Origin of the sequence: Enterobacter sp. CGMCC 5087 (assembly GCF_003144775.1) — a bacterium.
Lineage (GTDB): Bacteria > Pseudomonadota > Gammaproteobacteria > Enterobacterales > Enterobacteriaceae > Enterobacter > Enterobacter cloacae_M.
In genome coordinates this window covers 1-10,913 of the sequence record NZ_QFXN01000327.1, presented here as the reverse complement: position 1 = coordinate 10,913, position 10,913 = coordinate 1, and the positions used below count along the sequence as shown (strand labels likewise).

The window sequence follows — 10,913 nt, the reverse complement described above, 5'->3', positions numbered from 1 at the left end:
GCTGCCCCCGGTGCCTGACCGGTATCTACAGCATCGAAGAAGCCAGCTGGCAGATGAATTACCGCTGTAACACCCGTGCCGGATAAACCTGCCGATGTGGTTTATCCCGTGGCGCGTCGTGTCACTGTTGTTACCCACAAGGCACTTCTGCTGCTGACGGTTTTATGCGTCGCGCCCCGGGAGGCTCTTTTTAACGCGGTGTTGAACGCAATCAGGGTGACGGGCCCCTGGGGGGGGCTTACTCGCCGGGAATGACTCTGGAACAGAAAAATATCGAACGGGTGGCGTTTTCGGCGATGGCTGATAATCGCTAGTGCGGTATAGCTGAGGGTGAGCTGTTGTTCATTAACCCCGCCGTGTCCGGGCAGGCTGATAATCCCCTCGTTAATATCCTGGTACCGGCAGCGCAGGAGCTGCGTTACCCTGAGCCGAGTCAGACTTAGCAGTGTCCATAGGTCTGCCCACGTGTCTGAGACCTGCTCCAGGTTTCTGCGAATTCTGTCGAATTCAGTCACGGTTAATATGGCATTCACTGATTCTTCTCCCCGTTATTTCTGATCGTATACATGAATGATGTCTTTCAGGTTGCCAGAGCAGGGTAAACAAACGGGCAATATCGTCACTAAAGAAGAGGGAGAATCCTCCATGAATGATGATTTACTCAGTACTGTCATTGATAATTAAACGGTTGGCACAGTTGTGCAGGCTTTTCTGCAGCAGGCTGTTGACCATTCAGGGAATACCCGACCGATAGAAAAAAAACACGTTTTTACGTGGGGTTGTGAACATATTACTTTATGGAATTAATCAGGTTTTCTGAGAGCTATAGGTGGTTTTCTTGTTCTTTGTGAGAACGGGACTAAGACTTTCTCCGGGGTGTAAGGTTTTAACCATCCGTGAATGCTGCACACCCAGGAGGGATGATTCTGATCGAATCTGTTTTCTGTAAATAATCACGGGATGGAGACCGTTTCTTCCGGTATGCAATGCTTCTGGTCCAGACTGTACGGTAAGCGTGTCAGCATTCCGCTAAACAAAAGACATTATTTTCCGCGCATTATTTACTCGCCAGTAAAGTTTGTTAGCTGTTGCGGTGTGGAGTGCCTCTCCATGAGCCTTTGGTCGGTCTCCGTGGCTCGCGTGTCATTGGCTTGTTACGTACCATCTGAAACGCATTAATAGACGGACAACTGACCGATTACGCCCCTACGCATAGTGGGATTCACCGCAACAGTAAAGTCCTCTTGTCTCATGAAGAAAACTTTACTCTTGATGTTTATCATTCCCATTCGTCTGGGTGCCAGCCTGATTCCAGTCACACCCATGTCTGGTGGGAGTGTCGCCTGTCACTCAGGGCAACCCCATCATCGCAGACTGAAGGTCAAAACTGGTGCGGGCAGAGGGAATCGAACCCGTATCATCAGCCTGGAAGGTTGAGGTATTAGCCATTATACGATGACCGCGAAAGTGCGGGTCTGTTTCCCCGCCATCAACGTTATCGTATTTAGAGTCCTGCACGTCCGGACTATCGCATCGGTAGACCTACGTCCAGGCCTACACTTGCATGGCGCGCTGTACTGGAGTCGAACCAGTGACCCTTGCCTTCGGAAAACAATACTCTATCCAACTGAGCTAACAACGCATGGTCCACCACCGAGGACTCGAACCTCGTACCCTCAGCTTAGAAGGCTGATGCTCTATCCAGATGAGCTAGTGGCAGATGGTGACCCTTGCTGGACTTGAACCAGCGACCAGTCAGTTATGAGCCGACTGCTCTGACCAACTGAGCTAAAGGGCCGTTAAGTTGTTGTGATGCCGGGTGCCTCCCGGTGAGTCGTTGGTCAGCCATCGTGACTCGCGTGCATATAACAGATTTCGCTACAAAGCGGAATACCTCTGACTGTTTGCGCCCCTCCGCATAGGGGGATTCATCACAACAGGGAAGTACACTGGCTGCACTCCCGCCAGAGTTAGCCACTCAAAGCCACCATTGCCAGTGCGCTTTCCTCATGCAGAATTATGGTGCCGACTACCGGAATCGAACTGGTGACCTACTGATTACAAGTCAGTTGCTCTGCCTGCTGAGCTAAGTCGGCATAATGTTAAAAACAGTATTTTCTGCTACTAAGGGGGAATTAAATATCCCCTTCAGTTGATTTTATATATTAATGCCACGGGAACGACCCAGAACGTGTGAAAATCGTAACGACGGAAATACAACCAGACAAGCATCAGCCATTAACTAAAGGTTTCATGGGGTATGGTAATGATTCAGAAAGTAATAAATGATGAATACCGAAGGAAGGCAAGGGACATCCAATATGCTGATGATAAAGCCAGGAATCCGCCAGTATTACAAGAAAGCTATTGCATTTCGTCAGGTTGCGAATGTTGCTGTTTATGCAGGCATATGATGACAGGTACTGTATGGAACGCCTGCGAAATGAAAAAAGCCCACTCTTGCGTATTCTGGCCTGGCGTGAACAGTCATTCTGGCGGAACGTGAACGCTGATTCTGGTTTTGCGTGAACGCGTATTCCGGCGGAAAGTACCATGATTTGGCCTCATACCCAGAATCGGTGTTCATCTGACCAGAATCGCTGTTCACGTTTCCAGAATCTTTCTTAACGCATTGATTTTTCCTGCTATCTCTTTTTCTTTAACTCCATGGAGAGAGATATGCCGAACAAGAGAATCAATATGCGTAAAATCAGAGATATTTTAAGACTACGTTTTGAGGCCGGGCTCTCCTTTCGCCAGATCAGTCAGTGTGCCGACGTCAGTACCGGTGCTATCCAGAAAATGCTCAAACGTCTTGATGCCGTCGGGGTCTCCTGGCCACTGCCAGAGGGGATGTCAGAGAGCAGGCTCGCCAGCCTGCTCTACCCGGAGTCTGACAGCCGACCCGGCGGGCTCGAGGACCCCGACTGGGCTGATATCCACATGGAACTGTGTAAAAAAGGCGTCACCCGGCACCTGCTGTGGGAGGAGTACTGCCAGCGGGTGCCGGTCCGTGCCTATAGCTACTCACAGTTCTGCTACCGCTACCACGCCTGTTGTCAGTTACAAAAACGCTCCATGCGCCAGCAACACATTGCCGGTGAAAAATGCTTTATCGACTACTGTGGTCCCACCGTGCCGGTTGTCTCGCCTGATACCGGTGAATGCCGCCTGGCACAGATCTTCGTGGCCGTACTGGGTGCCTCAAACTACACCTTCGCTGAGGCCACCTGGACGCAGTCGCTACAGGACTGGCTACTCAGCCACGTCTGGATGCTGGAGTTCTTCGGCGGCGTACCTGAAATCCTGGTGCCGAACAACCTGAAAAGTGCGGTCAGCAAGGCCTGCCGTTACGACCCCGAACTGAATCCCGCTTATCAGCAACTGGCGGAGCACTACCTGGTTGCAGTGATCCCCGCCCGTCCGCGAAAGCCTAAAGACAAACCCAAAGCCGAAATCGGGGTACAGGTGGTGGAGAGATGGATCCTGGCCCGGCTGCGCCACCAGGTCTTCTTCTCGCTGTCGGAGCTGAACCACTGTATCCGTACGCTGGTCGCAGACCTCAACGAGCGCCCCTTCAAAAAGCTGCCCGGCAACCGCAGGCAGGCCTTCGAAAGGCTGGACCGACCCGCGCTTCGCCAGTTACCGGTGCATCCATGGCGCTACCGGCATATTAAAAAAGCGAAGGTGAATATCGATTACCACGTCGAGTATGAGCAGCACCACTACTCGGTTCCTCATCAGTACGTTGGCCATAAAGTGGAACTGCATGCCTTCGATAACCTGCTTGAGGTCTGGGTGGGAGACCAGATGATAGCCACACACCCACGACGCCTCCATCCGGGGAACAGTACGACGGCGGAGCACATGCCGGAACGCCACCGGCACCATCAGCAGTGGACGCCGGGACGCCTGAAAAACTGGGCCGCCGGCGTGGGTCCCGACACGCTACAGTGGATCAGCGATCGCCTGGCAGAAAAGGCGCATCCGGAGCAGGCCTATCGCCTGTGCCTGGGGCTGCTGAGCCTGGCACGTGAGTATCCTGCAGAGCGGGTCAACGGCAGTTGCCAGCTGGCCAACAGCGAAGGGCTGAGCCGCCTGAAGCAGATAAAGTCGATCCTGAAAACCAACCGCGATCTCGTTCCGCGGGACAGCGACCCGCATCCGTCACCAGAGCTCCCCCAGGAGCATGAAAACATCCGTGGCCTACGCCACTTCCACTGAAACAAGGAGCCTGATAATGCCACATACGCTGATGAAACAACTGTCTGAGCTGAAACTGACCGGTATGGCCACCGCGCTGTCGGCGCAGATGGAACAACCGGGGACTTACGAAGACCTCTCGTTCAAAGAACGGCTGGCACTGCTGGTCTCCCGCGAATCGCTGGAGCGGGACCAGCGTAAGCAAAAACGGCTGCTGCAGAAAGCGCGACTGAGGCTTGAGGCCTCGGTGCACGATATCGACTACCAGCCTGCCAGAAACCTGGAGCGTTCACGTATCGCACAGCTGAGCCAGAGCGAATGGGTGCTCCGGGGCCAGAATCTGCTGATAACCGGCCCCTGCGGCTGCGGTAAAACCTACGTTGGCTGCGCGCTGGGTAACAACGCCTGCCAGCAGGGTTACAGCGTGTAGTACTGGCGCCTGAGCCGGTTACTGGGTGAGCTGACGCATGGTCGGGCAGACGGTAGCTACAGAAAACAGCTGACTCAGCTGTCGAAAACCCAGTTGCTAATCCTGGACGACTGGGGGCTTGAGCCGCTTCAGGCTGCTCATCGTAACGATCTGCTGGAGCTGATGGACGATCGGTACGGTAAAAACGCGACGGTGATGATAAGCCAGCTGCCCACGGAGGGGTGGTACGGCTGCGTGGGAGATAACACGCTTGCTGATGCGATCCTGGACAGGCTGATGCACAATGCCCAGCGGCTGGACATGAAAGGCGAATCGATGAGAAAACGACTGGCACAGGTTGACTAAAAGTGAACGGTCGGTGTAATAAAAAGAAGTCAGGGCGCGTTAGGAAATAACGCGTGCACGTTCCTCCGGAATCACCGTTCATCTTCACCAGAATACGCAGCGTCCGGTATAGAACAGCGCTTCGAGCTGAGATTCCGTCAGGTCTTCCGGAAGAGGCCATGCCAGCTGACTGCCTCTGAAGCGGGTCACTACGTCAGAGATAGTGCTGCAGCCTATATTCAGGCAGGCCGAGATACTTCTGTTGGCCAGGTGGCAGTCAAATTTCAGGCGCAACACTTCTTTAATTTTACTCATCCGCGTTCTCAGTCTTGCCATGGTGACACTCCTCTGGAAGATGTGTTATCAGGAGAAAGTGTTGTCCATTGTTTTAAAAGTGAAAAGCGCGGAATTCCGACAACAGGCTCACCGATTCCGATGGACGGTCAGATTTGGCCGGAACAAATCGGAAACAGCGGTCGAATTAAATCGGAAAGTGCTATCGGATTACATCGGAATCAATGGTCGGTTTGGGTCGGAATATGCACGTTCTGCTTCGGTAAACATTATTTATCTCCTGAGAGTCCAAAAAATCGTCCGCAACCCCATTTTTTTTCAGTCTTATATCATTGACGCTAACAGCGCTTCCTCACTCCCTTTCCCTTCATCTTTTCCTGATCATAAAAGATTGATGTATGTAACACATTGAATTCACATGAAACATCCTGGTAATGCTCATTGCTTGTTAGGGGAATCACTCGTGCGTAGTATTTACCCCGAGTTACGGAGATACAGACCGCCCCTCGCTTAGCGGGACAGAGCCAATGACACTGATGTCGCAGGTGCGGGGTTCGAGGCCCAGGTGGCAACTCGCAGTGTGCCCGTTCGTTGCATTGTGCCAGCGACAGACCGACGACAGGACCAGACTCAAGGTATTTTGATATAAACCATGTGCTTGCGTGTCGTTGCGGCCCCAGGGCGACGGGACTGTAACTGCCTGCGGCCAATAATGTATCAGTAAAGTCATCAGACCGGGGACGTGCATTTAAGGGGGGCTGACGCGGGTATGTTTAATGTATTCCGAAGGCTTTAAATACAAAGTATCGACACAAGATATATGCGTCAGTGTCTCCATTGATATACTTAAAATGGCATGGTGGGTATTGCGTAAAATAAAAAATTAAAGGCGCAAATAAATATGAATGTACGTTCATATCAATAACGCACACTCCTCTGCTGATATATTTGATGGGTGTTTTTCAGGGTGTTTATTCCATCAAAAATACCTCATCAGAGGTGATGCATTCTGGCGACCCAGGCTTTCTCATTTTCAAAAGACGGTCAGCAGTGTCTGATATATTCAGTGGCGCTATTTTCACATCACATTATTTATCCTGCAGCGGTTTCACGTGTGGATAACATACGCTTTTTTATTACATTGTGTATTATTTAAGGTGTTAAAAATGTATTACAGGAATAAATGCTATGCAAACAGGTATAAGCAGGCGCTGCAAACGCGGCTGATGAAATCGGTCGTGTTGGTAAATATACTGGTTCAGGTGGCTTTTCCGCTGGCCGTCTCCGTCAGCCCGGTTATTGCATCCGCCACGGTGCTCAACGGAGATCCTTTTGGCCAGGACACCTCTGTCTACACCCTTCAGAAAGGGGAAACAGTACAGAGTGTCGCGGAGAAGTTTCATATCAGCCTGCCAGCACTTCGTAAGCTGAATCAGCTACGTACCTTTGCGCACGGGTTTGACCATCTGCAAGTGGGTGATGAACTGGATGTGCCAGAGACGTCGTTAAGGGGAAAAAAGGGGAATGACGTGCAGGCAGACGCAGGTGGGACATCGGATCCAACGGCGCAAACGGTGGCCGGCTTCGCCTCTGAGGTGGGGGGGCTCCTGAAAAATAATCATCAGGGGGAGGCCGCAGCCTCCATGGGCAGAGGGATGGCCACCGGAGCCGCAGGTGATGCACTGCAGCAGTGGCTGAGCCACTTCGGCACGGCACGCGTGCAGCTAAATTCCGATGAGAAGTTCTCCCTGAAAAACTCCCAGTTTGACCTGCTGGTTCCCTGGTATGAACGCGAAGACAGAGTGATGTTCTCACAGGGGAGTCTGCACCGGACAGACGACCGCACACAGGGTAACCTGGGGTTGGGTACGCGCTGGTTTAATGACGGCTGGATGTGGGGAGCCAACACCTTCATGGACTACGACTTTTCGCATGAGCATACCCGTGCAGGGCTGGGTGTGGAGTACTGGCGTGATTACCTGAAGCTGAGCGCAAACACCTACATGCGGTTGTCAGGGTGGAAGGATTCGAAAGATTTGGAAGATTATCAGGAACGACCGGCAAATGGCTGGGATCTGCGTACGGAAGGTTATCTGCCAGCCTGGCCACAGCTTGGGGGAACAATACAATATGAACAATATTACGGCAACAGTGTCGCCCTGTTTGGGAAGGACCATCGCCAGCGGGATCCAAATTCCGTCACCCTGGGCGTAAATTATACCCCCTTCCCGTTACTGACTCTGAATGTGGATGAACGGCAAGGGAAAGGAGGGGAAAACGATACTCGCATTGGCCTCAGTCTGAACTGGCAACCGGGAGTCCCCTTGTCTCATCAACTGGATCCTGATGAGATCAATGCCCTGAGAACCCTCTCCGGCAATCGTTACGATCTGGTTGATCGTAATAATGATATTGTCCTTGAGTACCGTAAAAAAGAATCCATCAAACTTCAAACGGCTGCAAAATTAAGCGGTTATCCAGGGGAAACAAAATCTCTTGATGTTCAGGTCAAGGCATCACATGGGTTAGATCACATAACCTGGTCCGCGACTGCCCTGGTTGCTGCCGGCGGGGCTATCGTCTCAGATGCCCTTGACCGCTACAGCGTTATTCTGCCAGACACTAAAGCGGGAGGTATGCAGGCTAATACATATGAGGTTTCACTTGTGGCATATGACCGGCAAGGTCATCACTCCAAACCGGCTATTACCACTGTCACCGTCAATGCCAGGTCTTTCAGCACGGCTTACAGTGGTTTCAGTCCTCTAAGCAGTTTTCTGAATGCTGATGGCACCAGCTCAGAAGTATTGACCCTGAAACTCAGGGATGCGCAGCAACAACCCATCGATGAATCTGTTGATAATATCCAGATTGACAAAGTCTCTACACCAAGTGGGCAAGAGAAGTCGTCCAGTGTGTCGGGAATACGAAGGACGTCATTGGGCATTTATGAAGTAACTGTGACAGCAGGGAAAGCGCAGGAGCTTTTGACCCTCACACCTGTTGTGGAAAACAGCCCACTGCCGCCAGCAACCGTGGATATTACGCGAGATGTTCCTGCTCCGGATACCTCTTCTTTTGGTGGGCCTGAAGGGCATGCGCCTGAGACGATCCAGGCAGGCAACCCGTCAGGGATCCTTCTCAAATATGTGGCTAAAGATGCAACGGGTAATCCTGTCAGAGGAATTGCAAAAAAACTGAAATTTGCCGTTACGGACAGCAATAACCTGACGCCATCCCCTGACAAGATAAATGTGGGGATAATTACCGAAACGGATACGCGGGCAACGGGGGGAACTTACACGGCCACATTAACGGGTAATGCTGCGGGTCATTACACAGTAACCCCACAGTTTTATGGGAAGAATGTCGGTGAAAGCATGACCGTGAATGTCAGTGGAGATTTTCTCGATGAAAAGAACAGTTCGTTTATCCCCACTCCGGCAGTCATAATGAATGATGGGAAAACGAGCAGTACCCTGAAATTGACAGCAAAAAACATTTCTGATAAGCCCGTTCAGAAAGGAGATGTCAGATTTGTCGTGAAGAACAGTCATGGCAAGATTCCTGAACAAGCGGACATCACTCTGAGCGCGGTAACCGATAACGGTAATGGTGTTTATACCGCTACGTTTGCCAGCAGGGTAGCCGATACATACACAATCGTTCCTGAAGTCAGTAGCATTGAGGCTGCCGGATTATCAACAACGGTAACCGTTCAGGGGGAGAACCCACTGGATTCGACGAAGAATTCGTTTATGAAGAACGAGCGCTATAGGGTTGGCGGTGTCGAAGACAGACATATCATCTTTACGGCCAAGGACAAAGATGGAAAGACACAGGAGAACTTAGTTCCCGGGCTTACATTTTATGTGAAAAATAAACAGTCGGGGCAAATCCCGGACAAGAGTGAAGTTACAATCGGTACGCCTTATTTTACTTCCGACGTCCCCATGGGGGACTACCTGGCCTCAATATCCGGAACCAAACCGGGGGTGTATGAACTTCATGCTAAATATAAAGATCAGCCAGTTACACTAGTCGGTGATGATTACACCGTGACTTTTTATGACGATCCTGATGAAACTCAAAGCACTTTCAGGGCAGACAAGCCTACTATTACTAACGATGGGAAAGACGCCATTACACTGCGATTTGAAGCAAAAGACCCGGCCGGCAACCTTGTCCCGGGGCTGATAGTGGATACAAAAGCTTATTATCAAGGTCAGGAAGTTACTGACTCATCTAATATCGCTCTTAGTGAAATGCAGGAAAATGAATACGGTGTGTATACCTCTACGGTGACAGCAAAAACAGCTGCGCAATACTCTATTAAATTAAGTATTGCAAGCGACACAGCGTTCAAGATTAATCCCGTGAACATTACGGTCAGCGCTCCGGATTCTGATGTGAATGAAGGACAAAGCCAATTTTTAAATACTCATGATGCCCCTTTACCTGTAAAACAAGAAACAACTCTTCGACTGGAGCTAAAAGATGTGAACGGGAATAAAGTCAATCTCAAGCCTAAGGATAAGATGACCTATCTGGTTCTGGATAGCAATGAGCAGGATGCAAGTGCTAATCATAAAATAACAGGCATTTATTCAGATGATATGCTCGTCTATATCAAAGCAGATAAAGCCGGCACTTATACAGCGTATCCCGTGTTAAATGGGAAGAAACTGAGTATTCCCGCAAATTTTGAGGTTAGCGATATAGAGACACCTGATGAGTATTTGAGTAAATTGGATTCTGAAAAGATGGATATTTCATCAGATAGCGGGACGAAGATTAATTTCAAGGCTTTAAGCAAAAATAATGAAAGAGTCAAAGGGCTTGGTAACCGAGTTAAGTTCACTGCCTTCAGTGATAACTATGCAGGTAATAGTTGTTCTGTAGGTCCGGTCAATGAATCAAGTCCCGGCATTTATACTGCAACGCTGACAGGTAAGGCTGACACCCCTTTCTCCTGCTTGATTCGCGCAGATGTCGATGCTCAAATCGAGACTTTTACTACCAGAGTCTCAATTGGCGGCAAAGCCCTTGATGAACGCAAAAGCAGCATCCAGATTATCCAAGATAGCCCCGGTATAATTGATGCGGTATTTAATGCCTCTGATTCGGATTCTCACCCTGTGAGCGGGCTAAAATCAGTACAATTTGCTTTATGCTTCCGTGAGTTCCTTTGTGAATTTTCCTCCGGAAAGGAGGTTAAGGGGGGGAAATACGTGGGGCAATTTTCATTGAAACGTCCTCCTGGGGTTTACACCCTACGAGCGACACTGGGAGGATATGAGCCGGCATTAAGGGCATCAATTACGATCCCTGAAGCCAGCACCGCAAAACAGTAATGATGTGATGGACGCTCCAGATTAAGATAGCCTTAATAACTACTTTAATCTGGGGTAAGAGTCCCGTCTGGGTAACCTTACGGCGAACTTGCATTGACAGCACGGAACCGACATGCACTGGACTGACCCCACACATCCGCTTCCTTGTTTACGGTAATTTGGGATTAACAAGGTCAGGACAACAAGTACTGAGGCAGTAGCGATGTAAGTATGACTTTCCGGGAGAGAGGCGCTGGCCAGAGGGATGAAGGCGATATCGGACGTGCTGGCATCTGCTGAAGTGCCCTTGTTGCTGGCGTGGGCGGGGA

General features: G+C 50.5%; 4 protein-coding genes, 4 tRNA genes and 1 pseudogene. 4 read left to right on the top strand and 5 right to left on the bottom strand.

The window, feature by feature from the left end; translation table 11 throughout:
• Nucleotides 1–1,565: 1,565 nt before the first annotated feature.
• The 4 genes from DEO48_RS26175 to DEO48_RS26160 form a co-directional block, all read right to left on the bottom strand.
• A tRNA-Arg gene (locus DEO48_RS26175) sits at nucleotides 1,566–1,642 on the bottom strand.
• A gap of 1 nt (nucleotide 1,643) precedes the next feature.
• Nucleotides 1,644–1,720, bottom strand: a tRNA-Arg gene (locus DEO48_RS26170).
• 1 nt (nucleotide 1,721) lies between these two features.
• Nucleotides 1,722–1,798, bottom strand: a tRNA-Ile gene (locus tag DEO48_RS26165).
• A 222-nt stretch (nucleotides 1,799–2,020) separates the two neighbouring features.
• Nucleotides 2,021–2,096: transfer RNA gene (locus DEO48_RS26160), tRNA-Thr, on the bottom strand.
• A 189-nt stretch (nucleotides 2,097–2,285) separates the two neighbouring features.
• On the opposite strand from DEO48_RS26160, the gene DEO48_RS27315 reads away from it, so the two are divergent.
• From DEO48_RS27315 to istB, 3 genes and pseudogenes are all read left to right on the top strand, one after another.
• Nucleotides 2,286–2,414: a hypothetical protein gene (locus DEO48_RS27315; RefSeq protein ID WP_258306221.1), complete on the top strand. Its 129-nt coding sequence runs from the start codon at nucleotides 2,286–2,288 to the stop codon at nucleotides 2,412–2,414.
• 265 nt (nucleotides 2,415–2,679) lie between these two features.
• Nucleotides 2,680–4,224, top strand: a complete 1,545-nt coding sequence (gene istA, locus DEO48_RS26155; RefSeq protein WP_109846743.1) for an IS21 family transposase — start codon at nucleotides 2,680–2,682, stop codon at nucleotides 4,222–4,224.
• A gap of 13 nt (nucleotides 4,225–4,237) precedes the next feature.
• Nucleotides 4,238–4,978, top strand: a pseudogene (istB, locus tag DEO48_RS26150) (IS21-like element helper ATPase IstB).
• Nucleotides 4,979–5,062: 84 nt separating this feature from the next.
• On the opposite strand, the gene DEO48_RS26145 reads toward istB, so the two are convergent.
• Nucleotides 5,063–5,293 carry a hypothetical protein gene (locus tag DEO48_RS26145; RefSeq protein WP_258306220.1) on the bottom strand — a complete coding sequence of 77 codons (231 nt, stop codon included), beginning with the start codon at nucleotides 5,291–5,293 and terminating at the stop codon, nucleotides 5,063–5,065.
• Nucleotides 5,294–6,417: 1,124 nt separating this feature from the next.
• Here DEO48_RS26145 and DEO48_RS26140 point away from each other — a divergent pair.
• Nucleotides 6,418–10,605, top strand: coding sequence for an inverse autotransporter beta domain-containing protein (locus tag DEO48_RS26140; RefSeq protein WP_109846742.1), 4,188 nt, complete (start codon nucleotides 6,418–6,420; stop codon nucleotides 10,603–10,605).
• Nucleotides 10,606–10,913: the final 308 nt, after the last annotated feature.

What these genes read in the sequence shown, in the direction of transcription:
- DEO48_RS27315 (WP_258306221.1), top strand. Translation starts at nt 2,286, where the DNA reads ATGATGAATACCGAAGGAAGGCAAGGGACATCCAATATGCTGATGATA.
- istA (WP_109846743.1), top strand. Translation starts at nt 2,680, where the DNA reads ATGCCGAACAAGAGAATCAATATGCGTAAAATCAGAGATATTTTAAGA.
- DEO48_RS26145 (WP_258306220.1), bottom strand. Translation starts at nt 5,293, where the DNA reads ATGGCAAGACTGAGAACGCGGATGAGTAAAATTAAAGAAGTGTTGCGC.
- DEO48_RS26140 (WP_109846742.1), top strand. Translation starts at nt 6,418, where the DNA reads ATGTATTACAGGAATAAATGCTATGCAAACAGGTATAAGCAGGCGCTG.